The sequence below is a fragment of the Corynebacterium callunae genome, assembly GCF_046592015.1.
In the GTDB taxonomy this organism is placed as follows: domain Bacteria; phylum Actinomycetota; class Actinomycetes; order Mycobacteriales; family Mycobacteriaceae; genus Corynebacterium; species Corynebacterium callunae_A.
In genome coordinates this window covers 363,657-382,911 of record NZ_JAWVOB010000001.1, presented here as the reverse complement: position 1 = coordinate 382,911, position 19,255 = coordinate 363,657, and the positions used below count along the sequence as shown (strand labels likewise).

The window sequence follows — 19,255 nt, the reverse complement described above, 5'->3', positions numbered from 1 at the left end:
AAAGACCGTTATGTCTGACAACACTCTTGCCCAATTTGGCAACTACTATCATGAATTTCGCCGTGCTCACCCCACGGCGGATGTGGACTTTCAAGCAGCTATTGAAGAACTCCTCACCGATGGTGGTGTCACTTTTGACAGGGTCAGCACGCGCGTTAAAGAATGGTCCAGCCTCAAAGCCAAGGCGCGCAAAAAGCGCGCCGATGGCACCTTGATTTATCCGGTGCCCCGCCGAGATATCCATGACATGATCGGCGTGCGCATCACCACCTATCACTCCACGGAAATCCCGGTAGCGCTTAAAGTGCTGCAGGATTCTTTTATTGTGCGTAAATCGGTGGATAAAGCTGCAGAAACCCGTATTTCTGGCGGTTTTGGTTATGGCTCCCACCACCTGATTTTGGAGGTGGATGAGTCCAGCGATGACCTTCAGGAATACAAGGGCTTAGTTTTTGAAGTGCAGGTGCGCACAGTGCTGCAACATGCCTGGGCTGAGTTTGAACATGATCTGCGCTATAAGCGTTCCGATGCCAGCAAAGCCGGTGGCATTGATCCTGAAGTTGACCGCATGTTTACGCTGGCAGCTGGCCTAATCGAGCTTGCAGATCAGCAATTTGACCAGATTGCAGCACTTAAGGATACCGGCCGCGTTACCGATGAATCGGTGGAGCTTACTGCAGAGACCTTGCCAGGTGTGCTCGCGATGCTCATTGGCAATCGTTTCCCACGGCCGCGCTCCACCAACTACCGTTTCTTGGAAGATATTTTGACGGCCAATGCCATTACCTCGGTGGAACAATTGCGCAATCTGCTTAACCCCACCGATATTGAGGTGCTGCTCAAGGTAATGAATTACCGCTTCCACCCCGGCCAGATTCGTATCATTGATGATCTGCTGCTGAAGAAGTTGGGCCAAGCCCATATTGATGCCACCGTATCTGCCGATTCCACCCCGACAGATACAAAACGACAACGCCAACTTAAGCGCAAGCTGGAGCTCATGGCACAGGCTCATATTGCCGAGGCCCCCGGTGACGCGCCCGGGAGTACCTAAATCAACAATCGGCCTATTCACCTGTTAGGCTGGCACTAAATCAACAATCTCGTCTATCAAGGAGCCAATTATTATGGGGTTATCCATCACCGACTTCCCAATGCTCGCAGACTTCCTCCACGTGTGGGGCCTGGCCGTCGCTGATTTCTTCCGCCCAATGGGAATTGATTTCCCACCGGCAAATTGGAGCCTCGGTTCAATCTAAGTTCGAGTAGCACGCAGCTTCTAAATTATGCGCGCCCAGGGAATCACTGCCTTCTATGGCTAGTGGTTCCCTTTTTGTGTCCTGCATCATGACCCCAAGTCTTTCTGGAATAAACTAAAGCTGATATTGTTGACATGTCTACAAGATACTTTTAAAACCCAGAAATTCTCCAGAAACTGAGGACACCATGACTACTCCAACTTCTTCACTCTCCTTCGGACTAGACACCTTCGGCGATGTCACTGTTGATACCGAGGGCAATGCCGTTTCCATGGCACAAACCGTCCGCGATGTTATTGAAGAAGCCAAAATGGCTGAAAAAGTTGGCATAGATATCTTCGGCATCGGCGAACACCATCGCTCGGAATACGCAATCTCTGCCCCTGACATTGTCATGACTGCAATCCTGGCCGGCACCGAAAAGCTCAAGGTGACCTCCTCAGTTACGGTGCTCTCCTCTGATGATCCGGTACGTCTTTTTGAGCGTTATTCCACTATGAATGCACTTTCCAATGGCCGTGCAGAAATCACCCTGGGCCGTGGATCCTTCATTGAATCTTTCCCACTTTTTGGTTTTGACCTCCAAGACTATGAAAAGCTCTTTAATGAACGCCTTGATCTCTTCCGTGCCATCTTGGATGCAGATGCCAAACATGAAGGTGTGACGTGGAAGGGCGAAACTCGTTCCGCACTGGAAAACCAAATGCTCTACCCACCAACTGAAAATGGTATTAAGACCTGGGTTGCAGTTGGTGGCAGCCCAGAGTCTGTGGTGCGTGCTGCAAAGTACCGCTTCCCACTCATGTTGGCCATCATTGGTGGAGCTCCAGATCGCTTCCGCCCCTATGTTGAGCTGTATAAGCGCGCCAATGAGCAGTTTGGCCAGCCACAGCTGCCAATCGGTATTCACTCCCCTGGTCTAGTTGCTGATACCGATGCGGAAGCACGTGAGCTTTCCTTGGAAAACTGGCTGCAGCTGCAAAGGGCTATTGGTGTAGAGCGCGGCTGGGCTCCTGCCGATGCCCGCCAATTTGATCGCGAAGTTGATCACGGTTCCCTTTACATTGGCTCCCCAGAAACCGTGGCCAACCGCATTGCAGACACAATCGAGAAGCTTTCCCTGGATCGCTTCACCATGAAGTACGCCAGTGGCCCAACCCCACATGAACACCACCTGCGCTCCATCGAGCTCTACGGCACCGAGGTTATCCCCATGGTCCGTGCGATCCTCGCAAAGCGCGGCTACGGCAAGTAAATACAGCAACTCAATAAAGTAAGTAAAGCCCTAAAAAATCGCCCTCTTTTCTAAGAGGGCGATTTTTTAACGCATGCCGCGGAAGCTTTCCATCTGCCGGCGTTCCCTTTTAGTCGGCCGGCCTGCACCGCGATCACGCACGGGGATCGCTGCTAGCACCTCCATGGGAGGAGGCGGCGGAGTGTGGTCGATATAGCAGGTCTTAGCAATAGCTGCACCTACCCGCTTATTGATGGTTTTTGTTACCTCAACATCAAATTCGCGGTGATTAACCCACACTCGTACGCGGTCACCGGGCACTACCTGTTGTGCCGGTTTAACCGCAGTGTTATTGATTTTGACATGCCCGGCGCGGCAGGCATCTGCAGCATCTGAGCGTGTTTTATAAAGGCGCACTGCCCACACCCAGGCATCAATTCTGACCTGTGCGTTTACTTGTGCATTCATTTCCATCCAGAAATCTAAGGTTTAGTAGTGGTCTTTTTCATTGATGGTCTTGCGGACCTTGTTATAAAAGAATAAGCCACCGGCCACAGCGACAATTAGGCCCAGCATCATAATGCTGGCAGAGCCGGTAAGCAGCCACAGTAGAGCGCCACCACCAATGCCACCAACCACGCTGACTACGGCGTTGCGGGAATTCTTGCGCACTTCTTGTTTGCGCTTTTCAATGGGGTTTCGGGGATATTGCTGCATGCTCATGGTTTTTAAGTGTAGTGCCCAAACCTAATGCGAGTCACTCAGGGATTCCACCCACATTCTTCCCGCATGTTTTAGCTCAATTTCTGCACCCATCATCGATGACAAAAATGATTCCACTGATTCTTGATGTCCGGGCAGGATTGCCAGGTGAAAGCGCACATCCTCGCCATATTCGGTATCGGTGATCACAACACCTAGCCCGCGCAGATTCGCTTCAATCCGGCCTGCCTCAGCATGGGGCAAATGCAGTTCAAAGATATCCCTAATTGCGCGGGTAGCTTGGGTAACTGCAGGTAGCAGCTCTGTGACAGCATTGGTATAGGCATTAACCAATCCGCCGGTGCCCAATTTGATGCCACCAAAATAGCGCACTACTACCGCTGCAATATCCTTCATCCCAGAACCGCGCAGGGCCTCCAACATGGGTTTTCCAGCAGTGCCAGAGGGTTCACCATCATCAGAGGAACGCTCAATATCATTGGCGTCGTCCACCTGAATAATAAAGGCGCTGCAGTGGTGGCGAGCATCGGGATAGAGCTCACGAATTGAATTTATGAACTCCCGCGCCTGCGGTTCATCCTGTACCCGGGTGATAAAGGTGAGAAAACGCGATCGCTTAATCTCCTTTTCGGCTTCAAAAATCTGTGTGGCAACAGGTAGTTGATATTCCAATAACCGGGGCGGAAGGATGTACTCTGACATATTGTCTTCATCTTAGCCCGCCAAAACTCGCAGTTTTCACTAGCCTGGTGGCTATGTTGAACTCCACACAATATTGCGTTTGGGCGCCCCTGCCCCACGAGGTGCGTCTGCGCCTTAACGGCGACATCCATCCCATGACCAAAGATGAAGATAATTGGTGGACGGCCGCGGTTGAGCCACAGGTCGACGACCGCTACGGTTTTGAGCTTTTCGACGGATCCTCCTGGTCCAAAACGCTCCCCGACCCGCGCTCTGCTTTCCAACCAGATGGTGTCCATGGTTTAAGTCAGTGGATTAATCCCAAATTTGAGTGGCGTGATGAAAATTGGACCGGCCGCATTTTGCCTGGTTCCGTGCTTTATGAGCTACATGTTGGCACTTTTACTCCCGCTGGAACCTTCGAGGCAGTCGTCGAAAAGCTCCCCTATTTGCGCGCGCTCGGGGTCACCGCCCTGGAGCTGATGCCTGTGCAACCTTTTGGCGGCGACCGCAACTGGGGCTATGACGGGGTGCTGTGGCACGCAGTCCACGCCGGTTACGGTGGTCCGCAGGGCCTTAAAAAGCTTGTCGACGCCGCCCACCGGGCGGGAATCGCCGTCTATCTTGATGTGGTTTATAACCACTTTGGCCCTGATGGCAACTACAACGGCCAATTTGGCCCCTATACTGCTGGTGGCAGCACCGGTTGGGGCGATGTGGTGAATATCAACGGCCATGATTCCGATGAGGTCCGCGCCTATATTTTGGATGCTGCGCGGCAGTGGTTTGTTGATTTCCACATTGATGGGCTGCGCCTTGACGCGGTGCACTCCCTTGATGACCGCGGCGCCTATTCAATTTTGGAGCAGCTTGCCATGGTGGCCACGGAGGTTTCTGCAACCACCGGGGTGCCACGCTCCCTGATTGCAGAATCCGAACTTAATGATCAGCGCTTGGTCTCCTCCCGCGAGGCTGGTGGTTTTGGCCTTGATGCCCAGTGGGTTGATGATATTCACCATGCACTGCACGCCCTGGTTTCCGGGGAACGGCAAGGCTATTTTGGGGACTTCGGTTCGGTGGCTACCCTGGCTAAAACCTTGGAGGAAGTCTTTGAACATGATGGCGGATATTCCAGCTTCCGTGGACGCAGCCATGGCCGTCCGGTGCGCCGTGATGTGATTCCAGCGTCGCGCTTTGTCACCTACACCACCACTCATGATCAAACCGGAAACCGAGCCTTGGGTGATCGCCCTTCTATGAATCTCAGCACTGCCCAGCAGGTGCTTAAAGCAGCCGTGATTTATTGCTCTCCTTATACCCCGATGCTTTTTATGGGTGAGGAATTTGGCGCCAAGACTCCCTTCGCGTTCTTCTGCTCCCACACTGACGCGGAGCTTAATCGCTTAACTGCAGAGGGACGCAAGCGCGAATTTGCCCGCATGGGTTGGGATCCAGCCGAAATCCCCTCCCCTGAATTGGAAGCTACTTTTCAAGCCTCCAAGCTGGATTGGAATTTGAGCCCCGAACAAGAAGAGATTTTTGCCGCCTATTCTGAGCTGCTACGTCTGCGCCACGAGTTAGGATTTTCCCAATCTGATCTACTCACTGTTGAGGTGGACTACGGTGATTCCTGGTTGGCCATGGCCAACGGTGAGGGGCGTTTGCTGGCGAACTTTTCCAATGGGCCGGTGGAGGTGCCTTTTGGTGGGGAGTTGATCTACAGCTTTGGACATCCTGTTGTTTCCGCTTTCTCTACTACCCTGCCAGCTTGGGGTTTTGCGATTTTAGCGCGCTAGGCCTGTGCTGCCAGGTCCAGGGCGGTAGACATCATCTCTACCGCCTCCTGGGGTGCCACGCGCACAATGGCATAGGCAGAAATCACCAGTGCGGTTAAAGCTCGGCTCAATGATTTATTTTCTTTGGAGTTTAAGTGTGGCGCTTGAGCCTGCAGGCCTTTGCTAAAAGCGCTGGCGAGCTCGGCGCGGTAATCGCTAATCGCCCGCGCTACTTCTGTATCTGCCGCCAAAGGAGCGGTGGCGGTATTAATAAGCAAGCACCCCCGCGAAATTGGCGAAGGTAGTGGTCTGGCAAACGCCTCCTGCAACATGCTGAGGTAATTGCGCAAGGCCTGAGGAGTTACCTCTGTTGCTTGGAGCTCAGCTAGACGGGGGCGTACTACTTCATCCAAATAGCTTTGCACTGCGGCATCAAAAAGTCCGCGTTTATTTCCGAACACATTATAAAGACTGGACCTGCTTACCCCTGTCGCTTTTTCTAGGTCCGGGATGGAAGTTGCATCAAAACCTCGTTCCCAAAAGACATCTCGGGCTGCCACCACCACTTCTTGGATATCAAAAGCTGCTGTTCTCGCCATTTTTTCACCACTCACTTTCTGAAACGTTCATTACAGTATATACTGAAACGATCGTTCCAGAATCATTGCCCAAGGCATCGGAGAAAACACTGTGTTCATTGCCGGACTGATCTTTAGCGGGCTTGCAGCCTTGCTGCACGTCTATATCTTCTTTTTAGAGTCTTTTAAATGGACCACCCCTGCTGCTCAGAAAGTATTTGGCATCAGTTCAAAAGAAGCCGAAGCCACCCAAGAGATGGCCTTCAACCAGGGTTTTTATAACCTTTTCTTGGCCATCATCAGCTTTGCTGGCCTAGTTTTTTATCTCGCAGGCCATACGGCCGTGGGCGCAGCACTCATCTTCGCCGGCACCGGATCGATGCTGGCAGCAGCTGCTGTCTTACTGATTTCCAGCCCAGATAAATCAGCTGCCGCCATCAAACAAGGAACCTTGCCTCTTCTTGCCATTATCACCTTGGCACTGAGCCTGGCTTTCTAAATCTTTCTCAAGGAGTTTTAAAACAATGAGCGAATTCACCACCACCCAGATTCACTTAATTTCCCGCCCCACCGGCTGGCCCACCCACGACAACTTTGAACAAGTTACCGTCACCGCCACGGAACTTGGCAAGAATGAAGTGCGCGTCAAAAACGCTTTCATCTCCGTCGACCCTTATATGCGTGGCCGCATGAATGACACCCGCAGCTACGTTGCCCCCTACCAGCTTGGTGAAACCATTGCCGGTGGCGCCATTGGTGAGGTTGTCGAATCCAACTCCGCTGAGCTACCAGTAGGAACCATTGTTTTGCACCAGCATGGCTGGAGCGACGGTGTGCAAGCAGATGCCAGCACCTTCCGCGCGGTACCAAATATCCCTGGTGTACCGCTCTCCCTCCGCCTGCACATCTTGGGCATGACCGGAATGACCGCCTATGTTGGTCTGACTGAAATTGCACATATTAAAGAAGGAGACGTTGTTTTCGTTTCCGGCGCTGCGGGTGCCGTGGGATCTGCAGTGGGACAAATTGCCAAGCTCTTGGGCGCAAAGAAGGTAATTGGCTCTGCCGGATCTGCCGAAAAGGTTGCCTTACTCAAAGAAAAGTACGGTTATGATGAGGCCTTCAACTACAAAGATGGCGATGTTCGCGAACTCCTGCGTGCAGCTGCCCCTGAAGGCATTGACCTCTACTTTGACAATGTTGGAGGCGATCACCTGCAAGCAGCTCTTGATTCCTTCAATGATGGTGGCCGCGCAGCACTCTGCGGTGCAATTTCTAGCTACAACACCACTGAGAGCACTCCTGGCCCAGACAATATGTCCAATATCATCACCCGCGCGTTGAACCTACGTGGATTTACCCTGGCTGCTTATCTGCACCTAGCTCCAGAATTCCAGGAGAAGATGAGCGCATGGTTTGCCGATGGCCAGATTTCCTATGATGAAACCATTGTCCACGGCATTGAAAACACGGTTGATGCTTTTATCAACATGATGCAGGGCGCTAACACCGGCAAGATGTTGGTACAGATCTAACTGCTAAATGCTAAAAGGGTTGGGCTGCGGAAAATTTCGCAGCCCAACCCTTTTGTCTTATGTATTTTTAGGTCAGGTACTCATATTCTGGGGTACCTGGCTCCAGGCGACGGCAATCAATAGCCGAGGCTTCCATGCGTTCGAGCAAAGAATCCAAACCCGCAGCCTCGCCCAATTGCAGACCAACCAGCGCAGTTCCGGTTTCTCGATTATTGCGCTTAAGGTACTCAAAGAGGGTGATGTCATCCTCAGGTCCGAGGATATCCTCCAAGAAGTGGCGCAGCTGTCCTGGCTTCTGTGGGAAGTTCACTAGGAAGTAGTGCTTCAAACCACGGTGTACCAAGGAGCGCTCTGCAATTTCCGCATAACGCAGCACGTCGTTGTTACCACCAGAGATAATGCACACCACCACGGAGCCGGGTGCAAAAGACATCTCTTTAAGCCCAGCCACCGAGAGCGCACCAGCAGGTTCTGCAATGATGCCCTCGTTTTGGTAAAGATCAAGCATTTCGGTACACACAGCACCTTCGGTGGCACTCATCATGTGCACGCGACCTTGGTTCTTTTCCACGATGGTGTAGTTAAGATCGCCTACGCGCTTAACTGCAGCACCGTCAACAAAAGGATCAACGTTTTCCAAAGCAACGGGTCCACCAGCACGCAAAGCTGCCTGCATAGATGCAGCGCCAGCAGGCTCCACACCCACAATGGCAGTACGTGGTGCCATGTCAGAGAGGTAGCTGATCACACCAGAAAGCAATCCGCCGCCACCAACTGGAACCATGACATAGTCTGCATGCTTGCCAAGGGAAGTCAGTTGAGACAGGATCTCAGCAGCTACGGTGCCCTGACCTACGACGGTATTGCGGGCGTCGAAAGGCTCAATGAGGGTTGCGCCGGTGCGCTCTGCATCTGCGTGAGCTGCAGCAGAAGCCTCATCAAAGTTATTGCCGGTGACTACGAGGGTGACAAAGTCACCACCGTGGACCAAAATGCGATCACGCTTTTGTTTTGGAGTTTGCACGGGAACGTAGATGCGACCTTGTACTCCGAGTGACTTGCACACATAGGCCACGCCCTGGGCGTGGTTACCTGCAGAGGCGGTGACAATACCGGCATCGCGTTGTTCCTGGGTGAGCTGCACACCAGAGTTCAATGCACCGCGGATCTTATAGGAACGGACGTCTTGGAGGTCTTCGCGCTTGAGGTAAACCTCGGCGCCAACTTCCTGGGATAGGCGGGGGCAGTACTGCAGTGGGGTGGGTGCAATCACCGAGGAAATTCGTGCCTGTGCCGTTTGAATGTCGGCGGCACGAATTGGCTCCGCTCCGCTTGTCATCACTCCTGGACTTTTCTCAGACACTTTGGTTTCACTCATGGTTGTTAAGTGTAATCCCATACGTTTAAGACCACGACTTTGGTACAGAGTTTCATACATGTTCCAGAATATGAGAAAGCTTTTCTAGGCAATACCGTAGTTCGGATACTAGACTCAAACACTGTCTTAAACACCAACACTTGCCAGGAGAATTGTCTTGACTTTGCGTCGTACTTCCTTAACCCTCGTAACGGTTACCGCCGTGACGCTTTCCGCCTTCTCCCCTGTCGCCCACGCACAATCCTCTGAAGCAGTTTCCGGAATCACCGAAAACCTCACTTCTTCCACCATTGTGGATGAAAATGGAGATCCAGTAGACGGTACCGAGCAATGGCCTGGAAGCGTTGAGGGCAGCTCCATGCTCAGCAGTGGTCAAATTCCAGAAGCCCCTTCCATTGGATCTTCTGGAAAAACCTCTGATGATGACACTGTGACCGATGAAGAGCAAGCACAACTTGACGAGTGGTCACAGATCCCAGTCATCGGTTCTGTACTGTCTCCTCCATCTTGGGTGAGTATCCCGCTTGCAATCGTTTATGCACTTGGCTCTGCTACCAGCCTTCTTGCTACCGCTGGCGCGATGGCTCTGCGTATCAATCCAGACCTCAAGCCTATTTTCCGCGATTACCTCACCCAATTGGGCATTAACGTTGATGCTTAAATAGCTATCTCTCCACTGAGGTTAATGTAAAAAAGTGGCTGGCTGCGAAAATAATTCGCGGCCAGCCACTTTATTTTGTTGCTGTTGTGCAACCCTCGCCCTATAGCTTAGAACAGTTCCTTAGTGGCGATGCGAGCGCCCTCTACTAGGGATTCCAACTTTGCCCAGGCAATCTGGGAGTGGAGACGTCCGCCGAGACCACAGTCAGTAGATGCCACAACATTTTCTGGACCGACCAACTTAGCGAACTGCACAATGCGGTCAGCAACCAAACGTGGGTGCTCAACAGCATTGATGGAGTGGGAAACCACACCTGGGTAAATGACAGAGCCTTCAGGAAGCTTGTGATCTTCCCAAACGCGCCACTCATGTGCGTGGCGAGGAGATGCACCCTCGAAGGAGAAGCCGCCCACCTCAGCGCGCAGGATCTCTTCGATGATGTCACCGAATGGAATGTCGGTGGTGTGTGGGCCGTGCCAAGAACCCCAGCAAATGTGCAGACGGGTCTGCTCCTTTGGAAGGCCCTTCACTGCGCTGTTGATAGCGTCGATGCGGGTGCCAATCCACTGGCGGTAATCAGCCAAGCTTGGCTCTGGGTTGATCTGGTCCCAGGCTTCAGCCAAATCTGGGGCGTCGAGCTGGACGGTTAGGCCAGCATCAGTGATGATCTTGTACTCCTGAGAAAGTGCATCTGCGCAGGCAGCTACGACCTCCTCATCGGTGGCGTAGTACTTGTTCTTTAGGCGAGCAGCAGATCCTGGGGAAAGCGCTGCAACGAAGCCATTTTGTGCGCCAGCCTTCTCCATGCCCTTGCGGAGCAGATCAACGTCGGTCTGGGTTTCTTCCTGGCCGATGTAGGTGATGGGGCCAGTAAATTCTGGGTTTCCCACGCTTGCACGGCCAGTGAAAATGCCAGAGGCTGGATCCTCATATGCCTCACGGAAGAGCTCGCGGTCGCGGCGGTCAGAAAAGCTGGTCAGCTTGATGTTGCCAGGGGTGGAACGAATGGCCTCTTGGTTAGCCCAACGGTCCTCATCAGTCATGGTCAGGCCACCCAGGCGGGTAAAGGAGTAGTTCCACCATGCGCCGAAGTCGACGGCACCGGAGGTCACGTGTCCATATTCACCCTCGTTAAGGATGTCGATGCCCAGGTCCGCCTGGCGCTTGACAACATCATCAACGGAAGTCTGAAGGATCTGGAAGAATTCTTCTTCGCCGATCTCACCCTTGGAACGCTTGAGGTTTGCATCAAGCAGTTCTGGGGTACGTGGCAGGGAACCTACGTGGCTAGTCCTGATGTGATCGATGCTCATAAAACTCCATTCACCAAATAAAGAAAATTCTTTCTATAATCCGACTCTAACCGCAGAGCCAGTGCTCTACTCCACTTCACGCGGAAATTTATTCACGGTGGGCGTTTTATTAGCCCAGAATGCCTGGCCCCATAGTTGCTTTGAGATCACCCATTAAGCTGGCAGAACGGTTCACCCGCAGGTGGTCACCGAGGATCATCACGGTAGAGCTATCACCATCGATGAGGTTGAGATATACATCGGAATCACCCTTGTTATCCACCAACACCTGCTTCAGTTTGGCGATATTCGACATGGTGCACTGATCGGTACGCATCGATAGGCGCAGTGGCAAACCTTGACCATTTCCAGGTCCAAGTTCAGGCACACGAAGGTCATCACAGAACAAACTCATACGATCATCCCTGATGGAGACATGAGCCTTGGCCAAAATGATGTTGTCTTCCACGATCAAAGAACCCACGATGGAATAGACCTTGTTGAACACCAGGAGTTCCACCGAGGCACCATTGTGGTCTTCCATGGTCACAATCGCCCACGGTGAGCCATCCTTTTTGGAGAAGCGGCGGTCGACGCCAGAGATAATGCCACCCACAGTCACCTCGGTGCCATGCTTGAGTTCACCGGCCACAATGGTGGTTAGTGGGGTATCAATTTGGGCGGCAATGGCATCTTCATAGCCGTCCAAGGGGTGTCCCGACACATAAAGGCCGAGCATTTCCCTTTCTAGCGCCAGCTCATGTTTACGCTCCCACTTCTCATCGGGAACGTTGATATGGAAGAAGCTGCCTACTTCCTCTTCTGCTGCAGCCCCAAAGGAAGCAAAGAGATCAAATTGTCCCTTATCTGCGGCTTTCTTGGTGGCGATAACCGCATCAACAGCGTCTTCAAAGACCAACATCAAACCCTTGCGCGGGTGACCGAGGGAGTCGAAGGCGCCGGCCTTAATCAAAGATTCGGTGATGCGCTTATTACATGGCAGGGTGTCAATCTTGTCCAGGTAATCGGAGAAGTCTTTAAACATCCCCTTTTCTTTACGGGTGGCAATAATTGAGTCCACCACTTCCGAACCCACGTTGCGGATAGCGCCCAGGCCATAACGAATATCGGTGCCCACTGGCAGGAAATCCAGTGCTGATTCATTGATATCTGGGGACAACACATGGATACCCAGGTGACGGCAGTCTGCCAAATAGATTGCAGATTTATCCTTGTTATCGCCCACGGAGGTCAACAAGGCAGCCATATATTCTGGCGCATAGTGCGCCTTAAGATAGGCCGTCCAGAATGAAACCAAGCCATAACCTGCAGCATGGGACTTGTTAAACGCATAACCTGCGAAAGGCAGAATGGTATCCCACAGAGTCTTAATGGCTTCCTTGGAATAGCCATTGGACTGCATTCCGGCTTCAAAGTTCGCAAACTCCTTAGCCAGCACCTCAGGCTTCTTCTTACCCATGGCTTTACGGAAACCATCGGCCTGACCAGCGGTATAGTTTGCTACCTTTTGCGAGATCTTCATGATCTGCTCCTGGTACACAATCAGACCGTAGGTTTCGCCCAGGATCTCTTCGAGTGCTTCCTCCAGCTCTGGGTGAATTGGAGTAATTGGCTTGCGGCCGTTCTTACGGTCGGCATAATCCCAGTGTGCGTTAACACCCATGGGACCTGGTCGGTACAGGGCCAATGCGGCCACAATGTCATTAAAGCCAGTTGGCTGCATACGCTTTAGCAGCTCTTGCATGCCACCACCATCAAGCTGGAAGACGCCGAGGGTTTCACCACGGCTAAGCAGCTTGTAGGTTTCCTCATCTTCAATGCTGAGGTTTTCCAGGTCAAGCACTTCGCCATTGCGGTTTGCCTTGATGTTTTCAATGGCGTCACCAATAACCGTAAGGTTTCGCAGACCTAGGAAGTCCATCTTCAGCAGGCCAATAGCCTCACAAGCTGGGTAATCCCAACCGGTGATGAGGGCACCGTCGGCAGGTCGCTTCCACATGGGGATGCAGTCCAGCAAAGGTACCGAGGACATAATCACAGCACAGGCGTGCACACCGGATTGGCGCACCACTCCCTCAAGTCCACGCGCAGTGTCATAAATACGCTTAACATCAGGGTCGGTTTCAATCAGCTGACGTGCGGCACCAGCCTCGTTATAACGCGGGTGGCTGGGATCGGTAATACCGGACAGCGGAATGTCCTTGGCCATGATGGCGGGTGGCAATTCCTTGATCACGCGGTCAGCAATTTGATAGCCAGGCTGGCCCATCTGCACACGCGCGGAGTCCTTCAGAGCCTGCTTGGTTTTCACGGTACCGAAGGTAATAACCTGGGCAATTTTATCTTCACCCCAGCGTTCGGCGGCATAGCGAATCATCTCGCCACGACGACGATCGTCGAAGTCGATATCAATATCGGGTGCGGAGGGGCGCTCGGGGTTGAGGAATCGCTCAAAGAGCAGACCGTGTTCGATGGGGTCGATATTGGTGATTGTCAAGGCATAGGCCACCAAAGCACCCGCAGCAGAACCACGGCCTGGACCAACACGGATGCCAATGGAACGAGCATGCTTAATTAGCTCGGCCACGATAAGGAAGTAGGAAGGATAGCCCTTCATATCGATCACGGAGATTTCATACTCGGCGCGTTCGATATATTCATCGGGCACTTTTCGGCCGGGGAAGCGATCTTCCAAACCTGCCATTACCTCATGGTGCAACCAGGAAGTTGGGGTATAGCCTTCTGGCACGTCGGCAATAGGCATGCGATCGTGTGGGTGTTCTTCCCAGATCTCGCCATAATCCTGCACGCGCTCGGCAATCCACAGGGTGTTGTCGCAGCCATCGGGAACCATATCGTCCCATAGTGCGCGCATTTCTTCGGCGGATTTTACATAATATCCCGTGCCCCCGAATTTGAAGCGGTCTTCGTCGTGAAGCGTCTTACCTGTTTGCACGCAAAGCATTGCCTCGTGGGCTTGGGCTTGGGATTCCAGCACATAGTGGCAGTCATTGGTCACCAAGGGTGGCAGGTTGAGCTTGCGGCCAATTTCCAGCAGCTCGCTGCGCACGCGGGTTTCAATGTCTAGGCCATGGTCCATGAGCTCGAGGAAGTAGTTATCGCGGCCATAGATGTCTTGCCACATGGCAGCAGCTTCCAAAGCTTCATCAAATTGGCCCAGGCGCAGGCGGGTTTGCACATCGCCAGAGGGGCAACCGGTGGTGGCAATAATGCCTTCGGCGCGCTCGGCAATAATTTCGGCGTCCATGCGTGGCCACTTGCCCAGCTGGCCTTCATAGGAGGCCATGGAGGACAAATAGAAAAGGTTGCGCAAACCGGTGGCGTTTTCAGCCAGCATGGTTTGGTGCAGGTAGGCACCTGAGGCGGAGACGTCATCGGATTTTTGGTGCGGTTCACCCCAGCGCACACGTTCTTTATTAAAGCGGGATTCTGGTGCCAAATAGGCCTCAATGCCAATGATGGGCTTGACCCCAGCTTCGGTCATCTTGCGATAAAAAGGATTGGAGCCATACATATTGCCGTGGTCAGTAATTCCTACGGCGGGCATCTGCTGACGCGAAACTTCATCAGCCAGCATGTCGATCTTGGCCATTCCGTCCAGCATCGAAAACTCGGTGTGATTATGAAGATGTACAAATGAGGAATGCTTGGCCATGGTGGATAGTCTAGCCATCGAGTCCAAGCGATGAAACTTGCTGCTTATCACCCCACAGTTCGGGTATTAAAGGTGGCAGGTCACCATTGGGTATAAGGTGAGCACTTATGATCTACGGCGTTATCGCTTATCTAATTTGGGGGCTTTTCCCAGCATTTTTCCCATTGCTGCTGCCAGCAGGACCCTTAGAAATTTTGGCACACCGCATCCTGTGGACCGCAGTTCTTATGCTCATCGTGATCACGGTGCGCAAAGGTTGGGGTGAGTTTAAAAAGACTGATCGCGCCACTTGGATTCGAATCGTTTTTGCATCTATTTTTATTGCCGCCAACTGGCTGATTTATGTCATTGCCGTTAATGCTGGTCATGTCACTGAAGCAGCTTTGGGCTACTTTATTAATCCACTGGTCAGCGTGGTTTTCGGCATTATTTTCTTCAAAGAACAGCTGCGCAAATTGCAGGTTTCAGCGGTCCTTATTGCCACCGCTGGTGTGTTGTTCTTAACCTTCTTAGCAGGTCAGCCACCCTATTTAGCACTGACCTTGGCCTTTACCTTTGGTATTTATGGAGCAATCAAAAAGCAGGTCAATATATCTGCCATTGGTTCGCTCACCGCCGAAACCCTGGTGTTGCTGCCCATTGCAGCAGTTTATTTGGGCTGGCTGGAGCTTTCAGGACAAGGCACCTTCTTTAACAATGGGCCTTCTCATATGCTCCTTTTAATGAGCTCAGGTGTGGTGACAGCAGTTCCTTTGCTGATGTTTGCCCTCGCAGCCAAGGCGATCCCACTGTCCACTGTGGGCATGCTGCAGTACATGACTCCCACCATGCAAATGTTGTGGGCATTGCTGGTGGTTAATGAATACCTAGAGCCCGTGCGCTGGATTGGTTTCATCATCATTTGGGTGGCAGTGGCGATTTATATTGTGGATATTTTCCTCCAAAGACGCCACCACCCTCACACCGCTTAAGCGCCGTCGAGCGGAGTGCCGTCCACATTGACGGGACGTACTCCAAAAGCTCCCCAGGCTGCATCAGGTGGCAAGATTTCTACGCTGAAAACCTCCGGGTTTTCAGCTATTTTTTTAACTGCTTCTGGGGTATCCCATACCACCACCCCGTTGAGTTCCTGCGGGGCGCGCACATTGCCGATACCGGCCAGCTGGGCGTCGACAAGCGTTATTTGACGCTGAAAAACGTCAGCGCGGGACTCGCCTGCAATCGGTTCCGGCAACGCCATGGCGGGCGCCGAAAGCATCACCATAGCGTTGACGCGGCCGATCCCGTCAAGCACCGCGGCCGCAGCCTCTGCGTTTAGCGGACGCGCAAAGCTCACCAGCGCATAGGCTTTTTCACCAGCCGGCGCCTCAGCGAGCGAGGTACCAGCGCGTGCGGCGTAGGCATCAATGCTTTCCGACGTCTCCTGGCCGAGCATATCACCATTAATGGCCATCGGCTTCGCCGTGCGATCGCTAAAACTTAAAGCCACTACCAGCGCAATTAAAGCCACAATGGCCAGCAGCGCCAGCGCGCGCCGACCCCGATCAAAACTATCCATCTATGATTCCCGAAGCACATCAAGTGCATGCTGCAAATCATTTGGATAAGGAGATTGGATCTCCATCCAACGTCCATCTGCGGGATGATTAAAGCCCAGGGAAACCGCATGCAGCCACTGCCTGCTAAGGCCCAGGCGCTTGGACAATGCCGGATCAGAGCCGTACATGGGATCGCCACAACAAGGATGGTGCAGGGCCGAAAAGTGCACACGGATCTGGTGGGTGCGTCCGGTTTCCAGATGCACCTTCACCAAGGTGGCTTCTTGGAAAGCCTCCAAGGTCTCATAGTGGGTGACCGCGTGTTTGCCCTCAGTAGTGATAGCAAAACGCCAGCCTGCGGAAGGGTGCCGCCCAATGGGAGCTTCAATGGTGCCAGTGAGTGGATCGGGATGACCCTGCACCAAAGCATGATAGGTCTTATCCACAGTGCGGTCCCTAAAAGCCCGCTTGAGCACGGTGTATCCGCGCTCTGAAGCGGCCACCACCATCACACCAGAGGTGCCAACATCAAGGCGTTGAACAATACCTTTGCGCTCTGGTGGACCGGAGGTGGAAATACGGAATCCCGCTGCAGCCAAACCGCCCACCACAGTTGGGCCTTCCCAACCCACGGTGGGGTGTGCTGCCACACCCACTGGCTTATTTACCGCAATGACATCATTGTCGGCATAAAGAATATCGAGGCCAGGGACGATTTCTTCCTTGGGCATCAGTGGTTGTGCAGGTTCTGGCAAGAGCACATCAAGCATGGTATCTGCTACCAGGCGATCGCTTTTGCCCACCGTGACACCATCAACGCTGACGTCACCTGCCGCAGCAAGTTCCGCCGCGGTGGTGCGGGAAATTCCTAGAAGTTTAGATAGGCCTGCGTCCACCCGCATTCCAGCCAGGCCCTCAGGTACGGGCAGGGTTCTACTTTGTCTACTCATTATGCATCTGCTCCATTAGCTGCCGGGGAATTGTTGGGTTCTGTGTCTTGGGCTTTGTTCCGGGCGAGTTCGCGGTCTTCGAGGAACATCCCAATTAAGAACACAATGACACCACAGGTAATGGAGGCATCGGCGATATTAAAAACTGCAAATCCGCCCACGGAGATGTAGTCGACCACATGGCCAAGGAAGAAGGAAGGAGCCCTAAAAAGGCGATCCAAGAGGTTACCAAGCGCGCCACCAGCAACCAGTGCCAAACCAACTGCAATCCAGCGGTGTTGAATACGCGGGGCGTAAATGGCAATGCCGATAATAAAGGCTAATTGGATACAGGTGAAAATCCAGGTGTTGTTGCCACCCATGGAAAATGCTGCGCCGGGGTTAAAAAGTAAATAGAAACGGAACCACTCGCCGATCACGGGTACCGGGACGCCCGGTTCCAGCCAATTAAGCATCAAAGCCTTCACCAGCTGATCGACGGCTGCAATCACCACGACGATGGCTGCCATTAAAGGAACCACCTGTTTGACGGTTGTCCTCTTTTCTTTCTTTGTCCTGGGGGCTGCACCGGCCCCTGCTTCGTTTGAGGTCACCTAGACTATCTTTCCCCATGGAGGGTGAAAACTTCCACCCGACCCCACCTTTTCCGGCCCTGTGCTGCGCCAGGTCGGCGCGATTTCCGCTGTACCTTGAGCTAGCGAACGGTGATACCCACCTATATTATTGTGAAATTCAAAGCTTAATGGCAGTTGCTTTTCAGGGTGCGCTTGGCCAGCTGCCCTGCATAAGCGATAGGTTTGAGAATGTGCCACTTAAATTTTCTTCGCGTTCTAAAGGTTTCCGTGTTCTAGCCGGCTCCCTGGTTTTATCCTCAGCGCTTACTCTTGCTGCCTGTGGTGAACAAAGCCAGGATGATAGCCCGGCTGTGGAACAGGCTGTTGGCCTCGCCGTTGATGCACCGCGCGTGGTGGTGTTAGAAACGGGCACCGCTCCCCTGCGTACCTTTGCTTATAAGGACGTACCTGCAGCAGATGCAGAAGCAACCACTCAGGAAGTCACCTTGGAAATCGCCCAGGGCTTTGCCCAGTCCGTGGGTGCAGCAGAGCAGGTTGATCCTATTGCCCCTGCTGGTGGCGATGTGACCACCATGACGCTGCCAATCAGTGCCTCGACACAGGCTGCTGAGGCGTCCGAGGAGGAAGCAATTGCTGCTTCCCGCGACATTAGCTACCAGGTGGGAAACCCAGATTTCACTGATCTCAGCCAATCCCCTGAAACCAACACTGCTGCTGGATTCATCTTAGGTATGCGCGCAACTGATAGCGGACAGGCAACCACCATGAGCCTTGCTGCTCCTGTTGATGCCACTGATACTGGTCGCGCGCTCATGGAGCAATACCTGATGACCTTCACCTCTTTGCCAATTATCTTCCCCACCGAGGAGGTTGGTGTGGGTGCCAAGTGGACCGTAGATAGCCGCGTCACTGGTGAATCCACCTTGTTGCAAACTCTCACCTATACCATCACGGCACTGGAGGGGGACAAGGTGGAACTTGAGGTTTCGGTATCCCAGCGCCCAAGCATTTCTGCACTTGATATCACCGCAGATGCCACTGCTACCGCAGCTACCACCGAAGCAACACCGACCACCACTGCAGCGCCTGAGCAGCTCAATGTCCTAAGTTCCAATACCACCTCGGTGGGAAATTTGAGTGTGGATCTCACCCAGCCTTTGCCCACTGCAGGCCAGGTTTCCTGGACCACTCGCGTAATTTATGGTGGTGCTTCCAATAACACTCGCATTGTGCAGGATTCCACCTCTTCGGTGAAATTTGGCGAGTCTGAAACCGCAGCTACGACCACCATCAGCAACTAGCGCCTGCGCGAATGAAGCACCCGCCTAAATAATTGGCTCTTGCCAATTTTTAAAGCTGGGTGCATAATTCAACCATGA

The 19,255-nt window shown here is 53.0% G+C and carries 19 protein-coding genes; 9 read left to right on the top strand and 10 right to left on the bottom strand.

Annotated features, from left to right (window positions below; translation table 11 throughout):
• Positions 1-10: 10 nt before the first annotated feature.
• The 3 genes from SFC07_RS01760 to SFC07_RS01750 all read left to right on the top strand — a co-directional run bounded on the left by SFC07_RS01760 (position 11) and on the right by SFC07_RS01750 (position 2,514).
• Positions 11-1,054: a GTP pyrophosphokinase family protein gene (locus SFC07_RS01760; RefSeq protein WP_411206505.1), complete on the top strand. Its 1,044-nt coding sequence runs from the start codon at positions 11-13 to the stop codon at positions 1,052-1,054.
• Between the two features lie 73 nt (positions 1,055-1,127).
• A complete protein-coding gene (locus SFC07_RS01755; RefSeq protein WP_282101427.1) occupies positions 1,128-1,259 on the top strand; it encodes a hypothetical protein in 132 nt (43 codons plus the stop codon).
• Between the two features lie 187 nt (positions 1,260-1,446).
• Entirely contained in the window at positions 1,447-2,514 is a 1,068-nt protein-coding gene (locus SFC07_RS01750) for an LLM class flavin-dependent oxidoreductase (RefSeq protein WP_411206504.1), read from the top strand.
• Positions 2,515-2,580: 66 nt separating this feature from the next.
• Here SFC07_RS01750 and SFC07_RS01745 read toward each other — a convergent pair whose 3' ends face one another.
• The 3 genes from SFC07_RS01745 to SFC07_RS01735 are packed head-to-tail and all read right to left on the bottom strand — an operon-like array spanning position 2,581 to position 3,918.
• On the bottom strand, positions 2,581-2,961 hold the full coding sequence (locus tag SFC07_RS01745; RefSeq protein WP_411206503.1) for an RNA-binding S4 domain-containing protein: 381 nt from the start codon (positions 2,959-2,961) through the stop codon (positions 2,581-2,583).
• 21 nt (positions 2,962-2,982) lie between these two features.
• Positions 2,983-3,216: a hypothetical protein gene (locus SFC07_RS01740; RefSeq protein ID WP_411206502.1), complete on the bottom strand. Its 234-nt coding sequence runs from the start codon at positions 3,214-3,216 to the stop codon at positions 2,983-2,985.
• Positions 3,217-3,240: 24 nt separating this feature from the next.
• Positions 3,241-3,918 carry a YigZ family protein gene (locus SFC07_RS01735; RefSeq protein WP_411206501.1) on the bottom strand — a complete coding sequence of 226 codons (678 nt, stop codon included), beginning with the start codon at positions 3,916-3,918 and terminating at the stop codon, positions 3,241-3,243.
• 53 nt (positions 3,919-3,971) lie between these two features.
• Here SFC07_RS01735 and treZ point away from each other — a divergent pair, with 53 nt between their 5' ends.
• The gene (treZ, locus tag SFC07_RS01730) at positions 3,972-5,693 is read left to right on the top strand and encodes a malto-oligosyltrehalose trehalohydrolase (protein WP_411206500.1); all 1,722 of its coding nucleotides are present in this window, start codon (positions 3,972-3,974) and stop codon (positions 5,691-5,693) included.
• Here the strand turns inward: treZ and SFC07_RS01725 are convergent.
• On the bottom strand, positions 5,690-6,271 hold the full coding sequence (locus tag SFC07_RS01725) for a TetR/AcrR family transcriptional regulator (protein WP_411206499.1): 582 nt from the start codon (positions 6,269-6,271) through the stop codon (positions 5,690-5,692). The two genes, treZ and SFC07_RS01725, sit on opposite strands and share 4 nt — an antisense overlap.
• A gap of 91 nt (positions 6,272-6,362) precedes the next feature.
• On the opposite strand from SFC07_RS01725, the gene SFC07_RS01720 reads away from it, so the two are divergent.
• Both SFC07_RS01720 and SFC07_RS01715 read left to right on the top strand, forming a co-directional pair.
• Positions 6,363-6,749 carry a DUF1304 domain-containing protein gene (locus SFC07_RS01720; protein WP_411206498.1) on the top strand — a complete coding sequence of 129 codons (387 nt, stop codon included), beginning with the start codon at positions 6,363-6,365 and terminating at the stop codon, positions 6,747-6,749.
• Positions 6,750-6,774: 25 nt separating this feature from the next.
• Entirely contained in the window at positions 6,775-7,785 is a 1,011-nt protein-coding gene (locus tag SFC07_RS01715) for an NADP-dependent oxidoreductase (protein ID WP_411206497.1), read from the top strand.
• A 67-nt stretch (positions 7,786-7,852) separates the two neighbouring features.
• Here the strand turns inward: SFC07_RS01715 and ilvA are convergent, their stop codons facing one another.
• Positions 7,853-9,163, bottom strand: a complete 1,311-nt coding sequence (gene ilvA, locus SFC07_RS01710; protein ID WP_411206496.1) for a threonine ammonia-lyase IlvA — start codon at positions 9,161-9,163, stop codon at positions 7,853-7,855.
• A gap of 157 nt (positions 9,164-9,320) precedes the next feature.
• On the opposite strand from ilvA, the gene SFC07_RS01705 reads away from it, so the two are divergent.
• Positions 9,321-9,824 carry a hypothetical protein gene (locus SFC07_RS01705; protein ID WP_411206495.1) on the top strand — a complete coding sequence of 168 codons (504 nt, stop codon included), beginning with the start codon at positions 9,321-9,323 and terminating at the stop codon, positions 9,822-9,824.
• Positions 9,825-9,931: 107 nt separating this feature from the next.
• On the opposite strand, the gene SFC07_RS01700 is transcribed toward SFC07_RS01705, so the two are convergent.
• Complete coding sequence (locus tag SFC07_RS01700) at positions 9,932-11,137, bottom strand: cobalamin-independent methionine synthase II family protein (RefSeq protein WP_411206494.1); 1,206 nt, start codon at positions 11,135-11,137, stop codon at positions 9,932-9,934.
• A 109-nt stretch (positions 11,138-11,246) separates the two neighbouring features.
• Positions 11,247-14,813, bottom strand: coding sequence for a DNA polymerase III subunit alpha (dnaE, locus tag SFC07_RS01695; protein WP_411206493.1), 3,567 nt, complete (start codon positions 14,811-14,813; stop codon positions 11,247-11,249).
• A 107-nt stretch (positions 14,814-14,920) separates the two neighbouring features.
• Here dnaE and rarD point away from each other — a divergent pair, with 107 nt between their 5' ends.
• Entirely contained in the window at positions 14,921-15,784 is an 864-nt protein-coding gene (gene rarD / locus SFC07_RS01690) for an EamA family transporter RarD (protein WP_411206492.1), read from the top strand.
• Here the strand turns inward: rarD and SFC07_RS01685 are convergent.
• Genes SFC07_RS01685 through lspA form a run of 3 tightly spaced genes read right to left on the bottom strand, consistent with a single transcriptional unit; the run spans position 15,781 to position 17,810 of the window.
• Entirely contained in the window at positions 15,781-16,371 is a 591-nt protein-coding gene (locus SFC07_RS01685; RefSeq protein ID WP_411206491.1) for a hypothetical protein, read from the bottom strand. The genes rarD and SFC07_RS01685 overlap by 4 nt on opposite strands.
• Positions 16,372-17,301, bottom strand: coding sequence for an RluA family pseudouridine synthase (locus tag SFC07_RS01680; RefSeq protein ID WP_411206490.1), 930 nt, complete (start codon positions 17,299-17,301; stop codon positions 16,372-16,374).
• The gene (gene lspA, locus SFC07_RS01675; protein WP_411206489.1) at positions 17,301-17,810 is read right to left on the bottom strand and encodes a signal peptidase II; all 510 of its coding nucleotides are present in this window, start codon (positions 17,808-17,810) and stop codon (positions 17,301-17,303) included. Before lspA ends, SFC07_RS01680 begins: the two co-directional genes overlap by 1 nt.
• Positions 17,811-18,106: 296 nt before the next feature.
• On the opposite strand from lspA, the gene SFC07_RS01670 reads away from it, so the two are divergent.
• Positions 18,107-19,177 carry a hypothetical protein gene (locus SFC07_RS01670; protein ID WP_411206488.1) on the top strand — a complete coding sequence of 357 codons (1,071 nt, stop codon included), beginning with the start codon at positions 18,107-18,109 and terminating at the stop codon, positions 19,175-19,177.
• The last annotated feature ends 78 nt before the right edge of the window (positions 19,178-19,255 follow it).